The 18,882-nt window shown below is 67.9% G+C and carries 16 protein-coding genes and 1 pseudogene; 10 read left to right on the top strand and 7 right to left on the bottom strand.

Annotated elements, in window-relative coordinates:
* Positions 1-5: 5 nt before the first annotated feature.
* The gene (locus DQG15_RS02280) at positions 6-1,247 is read left to right on the top strand and encodes a polysaccharide biosynthesis/export family protein (protein ID WP_116082409.1); all 1,242 of its coding nucleotides are present in this window, start codon (positions 6-8) and stop codon (positions 1,245-1,247) included.
* A gap of 374 nt (positions 1,248-1,621) precedes the next feature.
* On the opposite strand, the gene DQG15_RS02285 is transcribed toward DQG15_RS02280, so the two are convergent.
* The 4 genes from DQG15_RS02285 to DQG15_RS02300 form a co-directional block, all read right to left on the bottom strand.
* Positions 1,622-4,138: a PAS domain-containing hybrid sensor histidine kinase/response regulator gene (locus tag DQG15_RS02285; RefSeq protein WP_116082410.1), complete on the bottom strand. Its 2,517-nt coding sequence runs from the start codon at positions 4,136-4,138 to the stop codon at positions 1,622-1,624.
* 31 nt (positions 4,139-4,169) lie between these two features.
* On the bottom strand, positions 4,170-4,679 hold the full coding sequence (locus DQG15_RS02290) for an oxidoreductase (RefSeq protein WP_116082412.1): 510 nt from the start codon (positions 4,677-4,679) through the stop codon (positions 4,170-4,172).
* 120 nt (positions 4,680-4,799) lie between these two features.
* Positions 4,800-5,690, bottom strand: a complete 891-nt coding sequence (locus DQG15_RS02295; protein WP_116082414.1) for a UTP--glucose-1-phosphate uridylyltransferase — start codon at positions 5,688-5,690, stop codon at positions 4,800-4,802.
* Between the two features lie 24 nt (positions 5,691-5,714).
* A complete protein-coding gene (locus DQG15_RS02300) occupies positions 5,715-7,121 on the bottom strand; it encodes a WecB/TagA/CpsF family glycosyltransferase (RefSeq protein WP_116082415.1) in 1,407 nt (468 codons plus the stop codon).
* Positions 7,122-7,492: 371 nt separating this feature from the next.
* On the opposite strand from DQG15_RS02300, the gene DQG15_RS02305 reads away from it, so the two are divergent.
* From DQG15_RS02305 to DQG15_RS02320, 4 genes are all read left to right on the top strand, one after another.
* Positions 7,493-8,104: a response regulator gene (locus DQG15_RS02305; RefSeq protein ID WP_116082417.1), complete on the top strand. Its 612-nt coding sequence runs from the start codon at positions 7,493-7,495 to the stop codon at positions 8,102-8,104.
* 108 nt (positions 8,105-8,212) lie between these two features.
* Positions 8,213-9,742: a hypothetical protein gene (locus DQG15_RS02310; protein ID WP_198665050.1), complete on the top strand. Its 1,530-nt coding sequence runs from the start codon at positions 8,213-8,215 to the stop codon at positions 9,740-9,742.
* Positions 9,739-10,992: an O-antigen ligase domain-containing protein gene (locus DQG15_RS02315; protein ID WP_116082419.1), complete on the top strand. Its 1,254-nt coding sequence runs from the start codon at positions 9,739-9,741 to the stop codon at positions 10,990-10,992. Before DQG15_RS02310 ends, DQG15_RS02315 begins: the two co-directional genes overlap by 4 nt.
* Positions 10,993-11,114: 122 nt before the next feature.
* Positions 11,115-12,140, top strand: a complete 1,026-nt coding sequence (locus tag DQG15_RS02320) for an ABC transporter permease (protein WP_232830675.1) — start codon at positions 11,115-11,117, stop codon at positions 12,138-12,140.
* Between the two features lie 2 nt (positions 12,141-12,142).
* Here DQG15_RS02320 and DQG15_RS18510 read toward each other — a convergent pair whose 3' ends face one another.
* Positions 12,143-12,364: a hypothetical protein gene (locus DQG15_RS18510; protein ID WP_232830743.1), complete on the bottom strand. Its 222-nt coding sequence runs from the start codon at positions 12,362-12,364 to the stop codon at positions 12,143-12,145.
* Here DQG15_RS18510 and DQG15_RS02325 point away from each other — a divergent pair.
* Complete coding sequence (locus DQG15_RS02325) at positions 12,266-12,628, top strand: hypothetical protein (protein WP_232830736.1); 363 nt, start codon at positions 12,266-12,268, stop codon at positions 12,626-12,628. The genes DQG15_RS18510 and DQG15_RS02325 overlap by 99 nt on opposite strands.
* Positions 12,629-12,813: 185 nt before the next feature.
* A complete protein-coding gene (locus DQG15_RS02330; protein WP_232830676.1) occupies positions 12,814-13,497 on the top strand; it encodes a FadR/GntR family transcriptional regulator in 684 nt (227 codons plus the stop codon).
* A 105-nt stretch (positions 13,498-13,602) separates the two neighbouring features.
* On the opposite strand, the pseudogene DQG15_RS02335 reads toward DQG15_RS02330, so the two are convergent.
* Positions 13,603-13,743: pseudogene (locus DQG15_RS02335) on the bottom strand (IS5/IS1182 family transposase); the annotation flags it as partial.
* Between the two features lie 220 nt (positions 13,744-13,963).
* Here DQG15_RS02335 and DQG15_RS02340 point away from each other — a divergent pair.
* Positions 13,964-14,269, top strand: a complete 306-nt coding sequence (locus tag DQG15_RS02340; RefSeq protein ID WP_157968871.1) for a DoxX family protein — start codon at positions 13,964-13,966, stop codon at positions 14,267-14,269.
* Positions 14,270-14,272: 3 nt separating this feature from the next.
* On the opposite strand, the gene DQG15_RS02345 is transcribed toward DQG15_RS02340, so the two are convergent.
* Positions 14,273-15,271: an isoaspartyl peptidase/L-asparaginase family protein gene (locus tag DQG15_RS02345; RefSeq protein ID WP_232830677.1), complete on the bottom strand. Its 999-nt coding sequence runs from the start codon at positions 15,269-15,271 to the stop codon at positions 14,273-14,275.
* Positions 15,272-15,384: 113 nt separating this feature from the next.
* Here DQG15_RS02345 and DQG15_RS02350 point away from each other — a divergent pair, with 113 nt between their 5' ends.
* Both DQG15_RS02350 and cphA read left to right on the top strand, forming a co-directional pair.
* Positions 15,385-16,245: a cyanophycinase gene (locus tag DQG15_RS02350; protein ID WP_116082427.1), complete on the top strand. Its 861-nt coding sequence runs from the start codon at positions 15,385-15,387 to the stop codon at positions 16,243-16,245.
* Positions 16,232-18,880 carry a cyanophycin synthetase gene (cphA, locus tag DQG15_RS02355; protein WP_116082429.1) on the top strand — a complete coding sequence of 883 codons (2,649 nt, stop codon included), beginning with the start codon at positions 16,232-16,234 and terminating at the stop codon, positions 18,878-18,880. Before DQG15_RS02350 ends, cphA begins: the two co-directional genes overlap by 14 nt.
* The last annotated feature ends 2 nt before the right edge of the window (positions 18,881-18,882 follow it).

Here is an 18,882-nt window from a genome sequence, read left to right on the forward strand (position 1 = left end):
GTCCCATGACCTTCCCCACGCTCACCCGCGCCGCCGGTGCCCTCTCCCTCCTCCTCGCTGCCGGGTGCGGCACCCCGCACCAGCCCGCCAACCTCGAGCCCGCCACCCGCGGCGGCGCCTACCAGGCGCAGTACCGCCTGCCCGAGGGGCGCGGAGATGCAGGCGCCCTCCTGCGCTCCGCGGCGATGAACCTAGAGCGCTGCGCGGACGGGGCCGGCCCGATCGCGAATGAAACATACGCCGCCGTCAGCAAGCTTTCGGGCGACATTCCGCGCGGCCTCGGCGGTGAGCTTCTGTCCCGCGGGGATCTCGTCGATCTGCGCGTGCCGCAGGACGAGACCTTCACTGGCACTTTCGTCGTGTCCCGCGACGGCACCTTGAAGCTGCCGTTCATCGCCCCGGTGCCGGCGCAGGGCCGGACCACGGAGCAGGTCGCCTCGGACATCAGGGCGGCCCTCGTCGGCGGTGGTTTCTATGCCGCCACACCGGCCGTTTCCCTTCTGGTCGCCGACTTCGCGCCCGCCCATGTCGCCGTCGCGGGCGCCGTGTTCGAGCCGCAGCCGGTTCAGATCGGTGGCGTTTCAGGCGACCGGATCGACAGCCTCCGGCAATCCGCACTCGGCGCCTCGACCGAGGCGCGCAACCTCTCGGCCGCGATCCGCAATGCCGGCGGCGTGCGTCCCGATGCGGATCTCGCCCGCGTGCGTCTCACCCGCGGCGGCACCAACTACGTGCTGGACCTGCGGGGCATGATCGCCGGCAGCGCGGCGGACGACGTGATGCTGCTGACCGGAGACCAGATCCACGTTCCATCCCGCCACTGCTTCCAAGACAATCTCATGCGCCCGAGCCCGATCAGCCCGCCGGGCATTTCCCTCTACCTGTCGAACCTCACGCAGCCCGCCACCGGCAACGCCATTTCCGCCATCGGCCAGACCGTGCGGGAGGTGCCCTATGGAACGCGCTTCATGCAGGCGGTGGTGGATGCCAACTGTGTCGGCGGCGCCCGGGCAACCAGCGCGAACCGCTCCGCCGCGCTGTTCTCCCGCAACCCCGTCACCGGCGTCTCCGTCGTGATCGAGCGCAGCATCGAGGACATGCGCGCCCGCGCCGACCGTGACGATTACGACCCCTACCTGCTGCCGGGCGACAGCATCGCCTGCTACGACAGCGGCATGACGAACCTTGCGGAAGTCGGCCGCGTCGTCGGGACCGTCACCGCGGGGCTGCTCGTGCCGGGCCTCTGACGCACCGGGAAGAGACCGATCGGGTGCACGCGAAGGGCCCGGAGCGATGCGGATCGCTCCGGGTCTTTCAGTTCGGGGATGCTGTTCGGAGCGCGCGTCGAAGCCGTCGGAGGCCTCTGCACGCGGTCGTCCCTAGCCCGGCCCGACCAGTGAGGCTGGCGACGACGCTAGGACATTGCCGCGCGCCAGGCCTTCGAACGCTCGTACCATCCCGATGTCATACCAGGGTGCGAGCTGAGAAGATCACAGACGCCTCCCCCTTGCCGGGAAGCCTCCATCCTGAACGCCGGGTGCCGGCCTCACCCGCGCTCGGTGCTCGTCACACCGGTGGGGTTCTGTCGGCGGCATCACCTACCCCGGGTCCGTCTTCACTATCAGGGAGCGTTGCTCTCCAGTTCGGCGACGAAACCGGGCCGGATCCGCGTCCAGAGATCGGCGAGCGCCTCGATTTCCCGGTCCGGACGCGTCCCCTCTTTCGCTTCGGTCTCGATCCGGGCGAGGGTCTCCCGCAGCTCGCCAAGACCGAAGGCCGCGCAGGATCCGGCCTGTCGGTGCGCCTGTGCCGCGAGAGCGCCCATGTCATCCTCGTCCGGGAATACGGCGACGGCAGCGTCCATCTCGCCGATGAACTTCGCCACGAGCCGTCGCAGCACATCCGGGTCCGTACCGTCCTTCAGGGCCGCGAGGCTGGCCGTGGCAGGCGCTGCCTCCGGGGACGTATCGCCGAGAAGAGCCATGATCCGCGAGAGGGCGGCGCGGTCGATGGGCTTGGAAATCGAATGCTCCATCCCGGCCTCCCTGAACCGCGCGACCTCCTCCGGCAGCGCATGGGCCGTTACCGCCACGATCGGCGTCCGGGCACAGGGGCCGCTCCCGGAGCGAATGCGGCGGGCCGCCTCCTGCCCGTCCATCACGGGCATGGAAATATCCATCAGGATCACGTCGAAGCGCCGGCGCTCCGCCCACTCGACGCCGGCCTGACCGTTCACCGCTTCCGTCACCTCATGCCCGTCCGACTGGAGCATCTCGCGGGCGACGAACCGGTTGATCTCGTTGTCCTCCACCAGCAGGATCGAGAGCGGCCGTGCGCCCGGACCGGGCGCATCCGCGGCAAGCGGCGTGCCGGAGACGGCCTGATCGGCGGCGACCATCGGCAGGCGCACCCAGAAGAGGCTTCCCTCCCCGGGCTCGCTCTCCGCGCCGATCCGGCCGCCCATGATCTCCACGAGACGCCGCGCGATGCCGAGACCGAGCCCGGTCCCGCCGGCCTGCCGCGCATAGGACGAATCCACCGTCTCGAAATCCTGGAAGATCCGGCCCAGATCCTCCGGCGAGATACCGATCCCGCTGTCGATCACGCGGATTTCCAGAAGATCGTTGCCAAGCGCTTCGGCCTCGATCTCCACCGCTCCGCCGCGGGTGAACTTCAGCGCGTTGCCGACGAGGTTCAGAAGAACCTGCCGCAGCCGCCGCGCATCCCCCTTCAGCGGGCCCACCGGGGCCCCGGCCCAGCTCCAGCCGAGTGCGTTGCCGTTCGCCGCGGCGAGGCTGGCGGTCGTCTCCACCACCCCGTCGAGGAGGCGCGCGGGATCGAACACGCGGGTCTCCGCGGTGAGTTTGCCCGCCTCGTACTTGGAAAGATCGAGCACATCGTTGATCAGGCCCAGGAGATGGTTCCCGGTGCCATGCATCGTGTCCACGAGCCCCGCCTGCCGCTGGCTCAGGTCGGTGTCCCGCATGAGCTGGATCGATCCGAGGAGACCGTTCAGCGGCGTGCGCATCTCGTGGCTCATCACCGCGAGGAACTCCGCCTTCGCCTTCTCCCCGGCCAGAGCCTTGTCCCGGGCCTCGGTGAGCCCCTCCTCGGCCAGCTTGCGGCGGGAGATGTCCCGGATGAACGACACGTAGACAGGGCCGTCCGGCCCCTTCGCCCGGTCCACCGAAAGCTCGACGGGGAAGGCCCTCCCGTCCTTCGAACGCCCCATAAGCTCGAACTGTTGCTCCGCCGGGTCCGGGCGGCGGCCGGATTCCAGAAACTGCAGCGCGCCTTCGCGGGCCGCCTCCGGATCTTCGTCGGGGAACAGCAGGGACAGGGCGTCCGCGCCGCGCGCCTCCTCTTCCGAATAGCCGAAGATGGCGCGAGCGGCGCGATTCGATTCGAGGATTCGTCCCGCTTCGTCCGTCACCAGGATCGCGTCGAGGGAGGTCTCCACGATGGTGCGCATCCGGGTCCCCGTCTGCTCGATCAGCCGCGCCCGCGACGCGCTCAGACGATTGAGGCGGAGGAGCCAGAACGCCAGAAGCGCGAGGCCCGCGAAGAGGACGAGCAGAAGAGCGGCCATGCGCGACAGCGTCTCCATCACCTGCTCGCGCCGCGTCTCGGCCATGTCGACGAACGTGGCGAGACCGGAGAGCGTCAGCGTGCGGACATCGTCGGTCCGGTCTGCCGCCGCCGCGGCCAGGTCCGGCGTCGCCGCGCGCAAGGCGGCGTCCCCGGCGTCGATGGCGGGGATGCTGGCGTCGAGGAATGCCCGCACCTCCTCCAGCGCGCCGTCGAACGCCGCATCTGCACGCAGCTCCGAATAGACCTCGCCCGAGGAGAGAGTCGCGATCCGGCTGTAGAAGACATCGAAGCGCCGGCGCACGGCATCGAGCGCGCCCGGGTCCCTCTGCGCCTCCGAGAGCGCAAGCCGGAGCCGCAAATACTCCACGTCGAGCTGCGCAAGGCTCCACTCCACGTCGTCCGAACTGGCCGTGGCCAGATCGTCTATTTCCCGCAGCGCACTCGTCACGATCCAGAGCACGAGCGCCGCGGCAAGGACAATGGTCCCTGCCGCGGCGAGCGCTCCGCCGATCCGTCGCGGGATCGTCCCGGTCCCCAGTGATGCCACCTTGCGTTCCTTCCCGGATGACGCCCGGAGGTTAGGGGAGCACGTCGATGCGATCCAGCTGCCAGATGCTGCGGGAGTAGATCGCCTCGGTCCGGTAGTCCGGCGAGGCGTCGAAGGGATAGACGATCCAGAGCGGTCCCTTGCCCCGGACGGACATCGGCTCCCCGTTGTTAAGATAGGCCACGATGGCGCCGCCCTCCACCGCGTCCCCGGCGGGGATCTCGACGGCATAATCGTTGATCGCGGTGGCCATCAGCGTCTCGCCCTCGCCGCCGAGCTCGTCCATGAGGCGGGCCAGCGACACGCCGGTGAAGGTCTGCGGACCCTCGGTCCAGATCGTTTCCGTCTCGATGGTCACGGGCTCCAGACCTTCGAGCATGGCCCGGTCGAAGAGGGCTGCCCCCTCGTCGTTGGTTCGGGCGATGGCGCCGGTCACGGTCAGGAGGGTCTCGCCCGTGGGCGCCGGAAGCTCCTGCGCCGAAACGGGTCCGGCGCAGAGGGCGAAGGCGGCAAGAGAGGCTGCGCGGAGGAGCTGTATCATCGTCGTCTCACCTTGATCGATTGGGGTCGGACCCGGATGTGCCACGGGCGCCGGGCTTCGGGGAGGGGAGCATCGGCAGAGCCCCCCTATCCGAACGGATAGGACGGGCTCCTCCGGATCTCAGGCGGCCTGCACGCGCGGAGCGGAGAGGCGGCGCAGGACGGAGGCGCGAAGCCTTCCGGCCAGCTCGGGTCGCTCCATCGCGCAGGCAAGACAGGCCTCGACATATCCCGCGACCGAGCCGCAATCGAAGCGCTCGCCCTCGAACCGGAATCCCGCGACGGGAACCTCGCCCGCATCGGCATTGATCGCATCGGTAAGCTGGATCTCGCCGCCGGCGCCCGGCGGGATCTCATCGAGCCGCGCGAAGACGGAGGGCGCGAGAACGTAGCGGCCGACCACGGCGAGGCGGGACGGTGCGGCGATGGCCTGGGGCTTCTCGACGAGGCCCCGCGCGGTGGCCAGCCGGCCGGACACGCTCTCCACGTCGAGGATGCCGTAGGAACTGACCTCCTCGGGCCGGACCTCCATCGTCGCAAGGACGTGGCCGCCATGCCCGGCATGGGCTTCCACCATCTGCGCAAGGCATCCCTTCGGCGCCCGGATCACGTCATCGGGCAGAAGGACGGCGAAGGGACGGCTCCCGACGAGATCCCTCGCGAGGCCGACGGCATGACCGAGGCCGAGCGGCTCCGGCTGATGCACGACGCTGAGGGCCCCCTCGGGCAGCCGCGTCCCTGCAAGCGCCTGAAGCAGCCCGGTCTTCCCGCCGGCCTCCAGCTTGCGCTCGAGCTCCGGCGCTTCGGCGAAGTGCCGCTCAAGGGCGGCCTTGCCGGGCGCGCTGACGAAGACGAACTCCTCGATGCCGGCGTCGCGGGCCTCCTCGACGGCGTACTCGATCAGCGGACGGTCGAGAAGCGGCAGCATCTCCTTCGGGACGGCCTTGGTTGCGGGCAGGAACCGGGTGCCGAGTCCGGCGACGGGAAAGACGGCGATCTTGACGTGTGACATCGGAAGGTCTCCTTCGAGGTGGGATCAGTAGGCGCCGCGGCCGCCGAAGACGGCTCGGAAGGTGCAAGAAATCAGCAAAATGTCTAAGATCAGGCTGCGGGAGCGGGCATAGGCCAGGTCCATGTCGATCATCTTGTCGAAACCGACCTCGGCACGGCCCGAGACCTGCCATACTCCGGTCAGTCCCGGCTTCACCGCGAGTCGCCCCAGCGCGTGGCCGGGATAGGCCGCGACCTCCTGCGGCAGGGCGGGACGCGGGCCGACGACGGACATCTCTCCGCGCAGGATGTTCAGAATTTGCGGCAGCTCGTCGATGGAGAACCGGCGGAGGATCCGGCCCACCCGCGTGACCCTGGGATCGGTGCGGGACTTGAAGCAGACGCCCTCCCGGTCCGACTCCGCCAGGAGGGCGTCCCGCCGCGCCTCGGCATCCACATGCATCGAGCGGAACTTCAGCATGGTGAAGGGGACGCCGTCCTTGCCGATGCGGGTCTGCCGGAAGAAGACCGGACCGCGGCTGTCGAGGCGCAGGGCGACGGCGACGAGTCCGAAGAGCGGCGCGAGCGCGATCAATCCGCCCCCCGCAAGCGCGATGTCGAGCATGCGGCGGAGGGGAGCGACGCCGTCCCCCTGCCCCGTTGCATGACGCAGGGCGCGCACGAGGAACGCGGCGTTGCCCCAGAGGTAGCGGCCGGCCATGCGCCGTGGCTCCATCGCGAGGCGCCAGATCCATTCGCAGCGCAGGCGCCGAACGAGCTTTGGCGCACGCCGCACGCGTCCCGCGAGAAAGTCGAAGAGCGCACCGACGCCGAGGGACAGGCGCGGCCTGAGACACTCCGCGTTCCGGGCAAGCCAGAGATCCTGCCGGGGCACGCCGAGCGCGACGAGGAGAATGTCCGCCCCCGAGGTATTGATCGCCGCACGCGTGGCGGTCTCATCCTCGAGGTCCCCGTAACCGTCCCGCGTTCCGGCGATGCGAAGCCCGGGAATGCTCAGAGCGAGCCGGTCCGCGGCGGCCGAAGCCACCCCCGGGCGCCCCCCGAGAAGAAAGACGGATAGACCGCGGCGGGCCGCCTCGTGCAGGAGAGCGGGGACGAAATCGGTCCCGTTGAGGTTCTCCGTCACCCGCTGTCCGCTCATCCGCGCGCCGATCTCGATCCCGATCCCGTCCGGCAGGACCGCATCGGCCGTGACCAGCGCATCGGCATAGTCGGCATTCCGCGCGGCGACATTGGCGCAATGGGCATTGAGGAAGGCGACCCGCGATCGGCGGCCCGGCTCCAGGAGGTGCTCGATCATCGCAGCCGATGTCGCGGAGGCGATGTCGATCCCGAACAGACGCACGGGAGACGGGCGCTCCGGCGCGGACCGTGACACGAAGCGGGTGTCATGGGGGGGAAAGAAGGTGGCGGGCGACGGGGCGAAGGTCATGGCGAGGGATCCGGGCTGGTGGCTGTTGACCCCCCGATGCTGCGTGGCCGCCCCCCGTCCGGCAACGCGGCGAAGGGAGAGGCCGGGCGCGCGGATGCCCCACTGACCATTCCCAACGGAGGGCGGGTCCCTCTTTCGGGCGCGGACCCTTCGCATCGGGGCGCTCCCCTATCCGGCCGGATAGGAGGACTCGCCCCCCTCGCCCTGTTTTCGTCATCTTTTTCGTGCTTTGTACGTGCATCGCGTTCATACTCGCACGCGGATAGGTAGAAGACCGATCGGGAGACCTCGCCATGACCCAAGACGCGCTCACAACTGCCCGTCCTGCCGGCGTCTCGTCCCCGGACCGCCGCCCCGGCAGAGGGAGCGACATGCGCATTCTCATCGCGGACGACCACGAGCTCCTGCGGGACATGCTGGTGCTCTATTTCGAGGGCGAGGCCGGCTTCGAGGTCGAAACCGCCGCCGACCGGGCCAGCGCCGAGGCGCGCATGGCCGAGACCCCGTACGACCTCGTCCTCCTCGATTATTCCATGCCGGGAATGGACGGGATCGCCTCCCTGGACGAGATCCTCGCCCGTAAGGATGCGCCGCGCGTCGCGATCATCTCCGGCACCGCGAGCCCGGAGATCGCCGAGCAGGCGCTGGCCTCTGGCGCGGCGGGCTTTCTGCCCAAGACGCTCTCCGCCCGGTCCCTCGTCAATGCCGTGCGCTTCATGGCGATGGGGGAGCAATATGCCCCGCTCGACTTCCTGCGCGGCGGGGACGATGGCCCGGCCCATCCGCTGACGGAGAAGCTGTCCCAGCGCGAGATCCAGGTCCTCGAAGGGCTGACGCAGGGCAAGTCCAACAAGGAGATCGCCCGCGATCTCGACATCCGCGAGCCGACCGTGAAGCTCCACATGAAAACGCTCTACCGCAAGATCGGCGCGTCGAACCGGACCCAGGCGGCGATGATCGCCAAGGACGCCGGCCTCTTCTGAGCTATCCCTCCGGATAGGGGGCGATACGGCCGGGGCCCGGCGCTATCCCCACCGGCACGCGCAGGCGGCAACAGAGAGCGATAGTGTGGCGGCGAGGAGACCTCGCCCATGACACGCACCATCTTTCGCTCATCCATCCGCTCCGCCGTGCCGCCCGTTCCGGCGCTCGTGCGGACGCCGATCCGTCAACTCTCGCCGGTCCGCCTCCTGAAGGGGGGCCGGGTGTCCGATCTCGGCCGCCTGCCCCGCTATGCCGGCGTCTTCGCGCTCGGCGCGGTCTGCATCTGGACGCCCATCGCGAGCTACCTGAAGACCGCGCCCGTTCGGTACACCTCGTCGATGTCGCTGATCCTGCCCGGCGCGGGCGCGTCCGCCTCGGTCAATCTCGACAGTATCGGGCAGGCCTCCTCCTTCGCGAGTTCCCCGTTCGCCAGCAATTCGGTCAGCCCGACCGAGACCTACAAGCGCCTGATTGCCGCGGACCGCATCCGCCGCAGCGCCGCCGAAAGCTTGGGTCTCTCGGTGCAGGCCTTCGGCAGCCCGCGCGTCGATCTCGTCGACCAGACCGGTCTCATCCACGTCTCCGTCACCGGCGCATCGCCCGAAGACTCGCAGGCGCGGGGCGACGCTCTGCTTCAGGCGTTCTTCCGGGAGGTGGAGACGCTGCGGACGGACGAGCTGACCCAGCGGGAGACCAGCGGCAGCGCCGCCATCGAGGAGTACCGCCAGTCGGTTCTGAGCACGCGGGCGGAGATCTCCGCGCTTCAGAAGGAAACCGGCCTCATTTCCGCGACGCAGTACGACGCGCTCGTTGCCGATGCGGGCGCTCTCGCCGGAACGATCCGGGATCTGCGGGCGCGGCGGGACGAAGCCGCTGAGGCCGTCCGCACCCTCGAGGCCTCGCTCGACGTCGACGCGGACCTCGCGGCCGCCGCGCTCCGGCTCCACGCCGATACCGAGTTCGTCGCCCTGACCGCCGAGATGGCAGACCATGCCGCGGCGCTCGCTCAGGCGGGCGGACAGCGTGGCGCCAATCATCCCACGATCCGCGCTGCGACCAGCGCCCGCGCGGCGGCGGCGGAGGGCGCGCGGACCCGCGCCCGCCTCCTGACCGGCCTTCCGGATGCCCAGATCGACCGCCTCGACCTCAGCCATGTCGGCAGCCGCGCCGATCTTCTCAGCCGGCTCGTCACCCGCGAGGCGGAGCGGGCCGGTCTCGAGGCGGAGCTCGCCGCGCAGACCGAACGCCTGGACGCCTCCGAGGCCCGCAAGATGGACCTGATCGAGGCGGCCGCACGTCTCGAGGATCTTCAGCGCGACTTCACCGTCGCAGGGGCCGTCTTCGCCTCGGCCATGGCGCGGACCCAGACCTCGAAGACCGACCTCTACGCCTCCTACCCGCTCGTGCAGGTCCTCGAGAACCCGTCTTTGCCGGAGGTGCCGTCCTCCCCGAAGGACAAGCTGGCGCTGGCCGCGGGCGTCGCCGCGACCATGTTCCTCCTGATGGGCCTTCTACTCGGCTGGATCCGCCGGCCGCTGATCGGCAGGCTCCTCGCGGACAAGCCCGACCCCTCCGCCGGCACCACTCCGAGCGAAACGGCGGCTCCCCTCGCGCCCCATGCGGTGCCGGCGGAATGATTGCCCCGGCCAACCCCGCCGAGGCGATGGTCTACCGCGCCATCTGCGCCACCTGGGTCTTCTACGCCCTTGGTGCGCTCTACGTGGTGGGGCCGGTCCTTGCCTGGCTGCTCGGGGGGCTCGCGGTGCTGTCGCTTTATCTCGGCCCGGCGATCCGGCGGGACCTGAGGGCGACGGGTCCGATCCCGCCCCTCGTCTGGGCGTGGATCCTCGGCATGGCGGTGATGCTGGTCGCGCTCTGGATCGGACATATCGACTGGGGGCTGGGCCTGAAGAAGACCATCAAGTCCTCAATCGGCTGGGCCAAGGGCTGGGCGCTCCTCGCGCTCTTCCCGCTTGCGGGGGCGATCCTGCCCATCCGCCGGGAGGTTCTCGTCCGGGCGCAATGCCGGCTCGGGCTCTGGACGCTGATCCTCACGCCGATCCTGTTCGCCGCGCCTTATATCGGCCTGCCGGAGCGCATCTTTACCTCTCCTCTCAAGGCAATCGGCGGGCCGGGGCCGGAGTACTTCTCCGTCTACTTCTTCACATGGGATCCGTCGAGCTGGACGCCGCGATGGCAGTTCTACGCCCCCTGGTCCCCCTTCGCGGCCCTGCTCGGCGTGCTGCAGGTCTGCTTCGCGCTCGAGGAGCGGAACATCAGGTGGCGCGCGATCGGCGTGACGGCGGGCGTGGTGATGATCCTGCTCACGAAATCCCGGATGGGCCTCGTCGGCCTCGTCGCCTGCACCGCCGGGCCGCGGCTGATGCCGCTCGTCCTCAAGGGCTGGGCGTGGGGTGCGCTGGCGGCGCTTACCGCCTCCCTCGCGATGACCGGGGCGATGCTGGCGCAGGCGGCGATGGACGGGGTCGCGGCGTTCAAGGGCGCGCGCGCCGACAGCACCCGCGTGCGCGCCACGCTTCAGCGCATTGCCGGGGAGCGGTGGGAGAACGAGGCCTACTGGTTCGGCCACGGCACCGTGCATCCCGGCGCCCATATCGTGGAATACATGCCAATCGGCAGCCACCACACGTGGTGGGGCCTGCTCTTCGTGAAGGGGATGGTCGGTCTTCTCGCCCTCCTCGTGCCGCTGGCCTGGCAGACCTGTCTCGCGCTCGTCGATGCCGCCCGCTCCCCCGAGGGGCGCCTGCCGCTCAGCATCGTCATGACGATCATCCTGCTGTCCTTCGGGGAGAACCTCGAGATCGAGGCCTACATGCTCTGGCCGGGCCTTCTGGTTCTCGGCTCGCACGCCGCACGCCACCGGTGAGGCCAGGACGAAACCGCGCCCAAAGCCTCGGCAAGGCTTGACAGCTTTCATCCTGTAATACAGTTTCTACCACATGTCATACAGCGCGATGCCGCTGCGGTGACGTGAGGGAGGACATCTACGTGATACCAGATCGCAGACGCGCGACCGCGCTTCTGGGCCAGGGCGGGTCGATTTTCGTCACTCTGTTCGGGCTTCTGATCCTGACCTTCGTGATCGGCCGCATCATGCCGTCCGACCCGGTGCGCGCCATCGTGGGCGAAGACGCGACGCGTCAGGTCTACGAGACGGTCTACCGCCAGCTTGGGCTCGACCGCCCGGTCTGGGAACAGTTTCTCTTCTACGTGCGGGACGTCTTCACGCTCGATTTCGGCACCTCCATCCGCACGGGTCAGCCGGTGCTGACGGATATTCTCAGGGTCCTGCCCGCGACGATCGAACTGGCCACCTTCGCAATCCTCTTCGGTGCCGTCGTCGGCATTCCGCTCGGCGTGCTGGCCGCAGTCCACAAGGATCGCTGGCAGGATCACCTGATCCGCGTCTTCAGCCTCATGGGACACTCGATGCCGATCTTCTGGACCGGCATGATCGGACTTCTGGTCTTCTATGCCTGGCTCGGCTGGGTGGGTGGCTCCGGACGGATGGACCAGTTCTATATCGGCCTCGTGCCGGAGCGGACGAACTTCCTCTTGATCGACAGCGCGCTGGCCGGCGAGTGGGACGTGTTCCGCAGCGCGATCAACCATATCCTGCTGCCCGCCGCCCTCCTCGGCTATTCCTCCTCGGCCTACATCACGCGCATGACCCGCAGCTTCATGCTCGACCAGATCAACCAGGAATACATCACCACGGCCCGCGTCAAAGGCCTCTCGAACCGGCAGACGATCTGGCGCCACGCCTTCGGCAACATCCGGGTCCAGCTCGTCACCATCGTCGCGCTGGCCTATGGCGCGCTGCTCGAAGGCGCCGTGCTGATCGAGACGGTCTTCGCCTGGCCCGGCTTCGGCTCCTACCTGACCGCGAACCTCCTGATCGGGGACATGAACGCGGTGATGACCTGCGTGCTCGTCGTCGGCCTCATCTTCATCGGGCTGAACGTGATCTCGGACATTCTCTACCGCGTATTCGATCCCAGGACCGGCTCGTGATGTCAGATACCCTTTCCCAGAGCCCGCCCCGCCGGACCGTCCCGCAAGGGCTGGTGGTCGCCCGAAACATCCTGCGCTTCCTTCTGAAGCAGCCGACCTCGGCCTTCGGCCTCGTCGTCCTCGCCCTGCTCGTCGGCTCGGCGATCCTGGCCCCCCTCCTCGCGACGCACGCCCCCTACGTTCAGGACCTGACGGGCACGCTCCTGCCGCCTTCGGGCGCTCATTTCTTCCCGGTGATCCTGCCGATCAGGACCTTGCGCACGAATTTGTCGAGGACATGCGGCCGGACGATCTCGGGCGGGCAGAAGGAATATCCCTCGTCCCCGTCCTCGGTGCGGATCGTCAGGAGCGCGACCTCGACGGGATGCTCCGGCCCCGGATGTGCATGGCCGGCGCTGTCCGAATGGCGCCGGGTCATGTGCCGGAACACAGTTGTCGTGACGTCCTTGATGATCAACGTACCTCGCCTCCGTTTCGCGTCTGTATAACAATAAATGTTATCTGTAATACAGGTTAGCCGGCCGGGCCTCGGCCCGTCAACGCATTTTCTCTTCGTCCCCGGCACAATCTTGGCAAGGTGGCACCGACCCGGTAGTCTCAACTTGTCATACAGAACAGGACCTACGCCGCCATCATGGATGCCCAGACGCCCCCGGACCCGCCGCGAACGCGCGTGACCCAGATCGCGGAGAGCCTGCGCGCGCAGATCGAGGCCGGCCAATACAAGGCCGGGGATCGTCTGCCGAGCGAGCGGGAGCTGACGGAGGCCCATTCGGTCAGCCGCACCGTGGTGCGGGAGGCGTTGGCGCTTCTCAGGGTCGACGGGCTGGTGGAGGCGCGCAAGGGCTCCGGGGTCTACGCGATCGGGCCGGGGCGCGCCACGAAGCCGTTCGAGGATATCGATACCGAGCGGCTGTCGAGCGTGATCGAGCTCTTCGAGCTGCGCTCCGCCTTCGAGATCCGCGCCGCGGGGCTGGCGGCGATCCGGCGCTCGGCGGACCAGATCGACGCGATCGAGCAGACCCACGAGGCGGTCGCCCGCGCCATCGAGGACGGGGTATCGCCGCGCGAGGCGGATTTCGCCTTCCACGAAGCCATTGCGCTTGCCTCGAACAACCGGCGGTTCCCCGAATTCCTGGCTCTCATACGCCCCGGCATCATCCCGCGGGTGGAGTTGAGATCGGGCGGCGGACCGCCCCGCCCCTACACCCCGAACCCGGACCTCGTGACCGAACACTCCGCCATCGCGAACGCCATCATCGATGGAGACAGGGACGCCGCCGAAGCCCGGATGGAGGCGCATCTCGAAGGCAGTCTCGAACGCTACAGAAATCTATGGCGCGGCGGCGGGTCCTGACCCGCGGCGGGCGCTGCGCGAGGACCGAGATCAGCGCGAGGAGCCCGGAGCCCGGCATCAGCACGGCTGACACCGGCGGCGAGCGGACCTTCACCATCCTGTCGTACGGCCGCGCCTGCCGGTCCTGACTGCGCACCACTCCATCTCTGGATTGAACCAGATCGAACGGGAGCCACGTCGTTTGAGAGAGGCGATGTCGTTGGTCCACTTCGTCGTGCGATAGTGGGAGGTTTCAGGCTTCGGAATGCGACTAACCTGACCCTACGGCTTTCCTGAACTGAACCCCTCTGACCAATAGGGAGACCGAGCCCTCCTCAGGGGTTGAAGTCCGCGCCGCGGCGCTCAACATTCGATTGTGAATTGAACCCTGCTAAAATAAGTTCTTAAACGAGCCCATCCTTGAAACCCGGACTGTACGCCGTTGCGTACAGAAGGGACGTGAGTACTTCGCCGCATGGTATCGCTGTTGGTCTACACGCTTGCCGCGTTCTTCGTGGTCATTGCGGTCATGAACTTCGCGTCGTCCGCATCCTTTCGCGGACGCTACGCGCTGGTAGGGCTGCCCATCTGGATGCACTGGATCACCGGCGCGCTGGAACTCGTGACCGCAGCGCTGCTCGTCTTCCCGCCGACCCGATTTGCGGGTGCGGCGCTCGGTTTCGGCGTGATGATGTCCGCGACGTTCACACTGATCCAGCACCGCATGCCACTGAACGCCGCTTTCCCCGCATTCATCAGCATCGCCCTCGTGTTGGTCGCCTTCGCAAGGTGAGCGTCAGTAGATCGCGGTCTCTCTTGTGCCGGAACGGCTCCAGCCGCGATACATGCCCTCGCAGTTGAACGGCACTGCGATCTCCCCGTCCCGGCCCACGGCGATGAGCCCGCCGCTTCCGCCGATTTCCGTCAGGTCCGTGCCGATGACGGCGCCGGCGGCGGCTTCAAGCGTCTCCCCCATCAGCCGCATCCGCGCGTCGATCTCATGGGCGACCGAAAGGCGAAGGAAGGCCTCGCCGTCCCCGGTGGCGGAAATCGCACAGGTGCGGTTGCAGGCGAAGGTTCCCGCTCCGACGATCGGAGTGTCGCCGACGCGGCCGGGGCGCTTGGCCGTCATGCCGCCGGTGGAGGTCGCCGCGGCGAGGTTGCCCAAGCTGTCTCGCGCGACCGCGCCCACGGTGCCGTGGCGCCGGGCGGGATCGTCGTCGAGCGTGCCCTCGGCCTCCATCCGCAGGGTCTCCTGCAGGCTGTCCCAGCGTTCCTCGGTGAAGAAGTAGGCGTCCCCCTCGAAGGGGAGGCCGGCCTCGCGGGCGATCGCGACTGCCCCCTCGCCGATCATCAGAACGTGGGGCGTGCGGTCCTTGATCAGCCGGGCCAGAGTAATGGGGTTCCGCGGCCCGCAGATCCCGGCGACGGCGCCGGCGGACCGGTCCCGGCCATCCATCATCGCGGCGTCCATCTCGTGCTTGCCACCGCTGGTGAAGACCGCTCCCCGCCCGGCATTGAAGAGCGGTTCGTCCTCCAGCGCCGTCACCGCCGCCGTCACGCCGTCGAGCGCGGAGCCGCCTGTTTTCAGGACCTCCTCGCCCGCGGCGAGCACACGGTCGAGCGCCGCGCGTGTCTCGGCCTCGCGCTCCGGCGTCATCCGCTCGCGCGGAAGGACGCCCGCACCGCCATGAATAACCAGGGTGTATTCAGTGTCGCCCGCCATCGTCTCTTGTCCTTCCGCCGCCCGGAAATCAGGCGAGATGACCGGCAATGCCGCACCGAGATGTGACATCCGCGCATCGCGCCGCCGGGATGTTGCAGTTTTCAGTCTTTGCTTAATCCCATACTGATAGACGTTCCAGAGAGTTGAACGTCGCAAGACGCGCGTCACGGGGGCCCCGGGTGATGAACATGAATGCCAAGGTGAAGATGCAGGGGCCTCTCGTGGCCATCGGGGGCGCGGAGGACAAGGCGTCCGAAGCCCAGATCCTGCGCCACGTTGTTTCCCTCTCGGGCAAGGAGGCGCCCGTCGTCGGGGTCATCACCACCGCCAGCAGTATTCCGGAAGACGTCTACGCCGCATACGAGGACGCGTTCAGGCTTTTCGGCGCGGCCGAGGTTCTCGACGTTCGCATACGGGACCGCAAGGATGCCGAAGCGGATGAATTCGTCGCGATGATCCAGCGGTCCGATATCGTCTTCCTCTCGGGCGGGGACCAGATGCGGCTGACGAACGTTCTCGGCGCCTCCGCCGCGCTGGACGCAATCCGCGAGCGCCGGACGGACGGCGCCGTTATTGCCGGGACGAGCGCTGGTGCGGCCTGCCAGTCCCGCACCATGGTCTATGGCGGCTCGCCGGACGACTCGCTCCGCAAGGGCGCGGTCAAGATGACCGCCGGCTTCGGGTTCGTCGAAGACGTCATCATCGACACGCACTTCCTGGAGCGCGGCCGGTTCTCCCGGCTCATGGAGGTCGGAACGACGAACCCCGAATACCTGGGCGTCGGCCTCGGCGAGAATGCCGGTGTGCATTTCGACGGGAACATCATGCGCGCCCTCGGGCCCGGCCATGTCATCCTCGTGGACAGTTCCGACATCGGCGGCTCCAACGTGTTCGAACTTCACGACGGGGAACCCGTGGCGGTCTCCAACGTTAAGATGCACGCGCTCGTGAACGGCTACGGCTTCGATATGGGAACCAGACGGGTTCTCGGACCGGACGAGCTAAAGGCACTGGGCCTGGAGCAAAGTATTGCATATTCTTGACCACCGCGCACTCCGCGGGCCGAACTACTACAGCCGCTACCAAGCGATCTACATGCGGCTCGACATTCAAGACCTGGAGGAGCGGCCAAGCGACAAGGTCGAGGGGATAGCGGACCGGCTCGAGGCACTCATCCCCACAATCCACGATCATCGCTGCTCGATCGGCGAGCCGGGCGGTTTCCTTCAGCGGGTTCGGAACGGCACGTGGGCTGGCCACATGGTCGAACACGTCGCGATCGAACTTCAGAACCTCGTCGGTTTCTCGGTGGGCTACGGCAAGTCCGTCGACAGCTACGACAAGGGCATCTACCATGTCATCTACCGCTACCGGGACGAGGCCACCGGCCTTGCAGCCGGCGAAGCGGCGGTGGAGATCGTCCGCAAGCTCTACGACAGCGAGGAGGTCGACCTTCAGCCGCATATCGACAAGCTGAAGGAGGTGCGGGACGCTCACGCGCTCGGCCCGTCCACCGGCTCCATCGTCGCGGCCGCCAAGGCGCGGAACATTCCCGCCTACAATCTCACCGAGGGCACGAGCTACACGCAGCTGGGATACGGCATCCGGCAGCGGCGCTTTCAGGCGACGGTCACGGATGCGTCCGGCATCATCGGTCACTCCATCGCCGACGACAAGGAATGGACCAAGCAGATCCTCGGCGATGCCGGCATCCCGGTGCCCCGCGGGGAGACGTGTTATTCCTGGGAAGAGGCGCAGACGGCAGCGGAGTGGATCGGCTGGCCGGTCGTCACCAAGCCGCTTTCGGGCAATCACGGCCGCGGCGTCACAACGGACATCGCGTCGCTGGAGGATCTGAAGTCCGGCTACGAGGCCGCCGTTGCCCGTGCGCGGGATGACTATGCCGGCGTCATCGTCGAGAGCTACATCAAGGGTGAGGATCACCGGATGCTGGTGATCGGCGGCAAGCTCGTCGCCGCTGCCCGCCGCCGTCCCGCCCATGTCACCGGCGACGGCAGCCGCACGATCCGTGAGCTGATCGACGCGGAGAACGCCGATCCCCGTCGTGGCGTGGGGCACGAGAATCTCCTCACGCAGATCGTCGTGGATGAACAGACCGAGCGGATGCTGGACCAGGCGGGCTATTCGCTCGACACGGTGCTCGCCGAGAAAGAGGTGGCGTTCCTCAAATCCACCGCGAACATCTCCACCGGCGGCACGGCGACCGATCTCACCGACGAGGTCCACCCCGACGTGCGCTTCACCATGGAGAGGATTGCCCGTATGATCGGGCTCGACGTGATCGGCATCGATCTTCTGTGCGAGACCGTATCCCGTCCGCTCGAGGAGCAGTCCGCCGGGATCGTCGAGGTCAATGCCGGCCCGGGCTTCCGGATGCACATGTCCCCCACCCATGGCAAACCGCGCGAAGTGGGCGAGGCGGTCGTGGAGATGTTATTCCCCGATCCCACCGATGACGGCCGCATTCCGATCACCGCGATCACGGGCACGAACGGCAAGACGACGACGACGCGCCTGACCACCCACCTTCTGCGGCAGGCCGGCAAGTCCGTCGGCATGGGGTGCACGGGAACTGTGGAGATCGACAACCACGTCATCCTCCGCGGTGACTATTCCGGCCCCGCGGCGGCGCAGGCCGTCCTGCGCGAGCCGACCGTCGAACATGCGGTTCTCGAGGTCGCCCGCGGCGGCATCATGCGCCGGGGCCTCGGTTTCGACGAGGCGAATGTGGGCGTCCTTCTCAACATCGCGTCCGACCATCTCGGCGAGCGGGACATCCATACCTTGGAGGAACTCGCCCGCTGCAAGACGGTCGTGGTCGATGCGGTCAAGCGCAAGTCGGAGGGCGGCTTCTGCGTCCTCAACGCGGACGACCCGCTCGTCATGGAACATGGCACCTACTGGTCCCGCGGGGAAATCATCTACTTCACGATGGATCCCGACAATCCGGACCTCGTCCAGCATCTGAGCGAGCTTGGCATGGTGCTGACCGTGCGCAACGGCTGGATCGTCCTGTTGCGCGGCAAGGTCACCGTAGAGATCGCCGAGATCAACGACGTTCCGATCACCTTCGAGGGGCATGCGCCCTTCAACATCCAGAACGCGATGGCGGCGTCGGCCGTCGCCCTTGCCCATGGCCTCGAGATCGATGACATCCGCGCTGGCCTGATGACGTTCCACCCCACCCCGGCGCAGATGCCGGGCCGCACGAACTACTTCGAGGCGGACGGGGTGAAGTGCCTGATCGACTACGGCCACAACGTTCCTGCGCTCCAGGCGCTGGAGCCGCTGGTCAACGGTCTCGGAACGCAGCGCAAGATTGCCGTCTCCACCGCGCCCGGCAATCGCAGGGACGAGGATCTCAAAGGCCTCGGCGCGCAGCTTGCCGCCATGTGCGACGTGGTCTTCGTCTACGAAAGCGATGCGCGGGGGCGGGCAGAGGGCGAGGTCGCCACGCTGATTTCCGACGGCGCGCGCGAGGCGGGATCTGCCGGTCGCGTCGAGGTGATCATGAGCGAGGCTGACGCCGTCGAGCGGGCCATCGATCTCGCGGAAGAGGGGGACTTCCTCCTTCTTCTCGTCGATGACATCGAAGGGACGACCGCGCGGCTCAAGGGGCGCAGCTACGGCGAACAGGCCGATCTGGCGCGAACCTGAGC

The sequence above is a fragment of the Tropicimonas sp. IMCC34011 genome (assembly GCF_003390865.1).
Taxonomy (GTDB): Bacteria; Pseudomonadota; Alphaproteobacteria; order Rhodobacterales; family Rhodobacteraceae; genus Tropicimonas_B.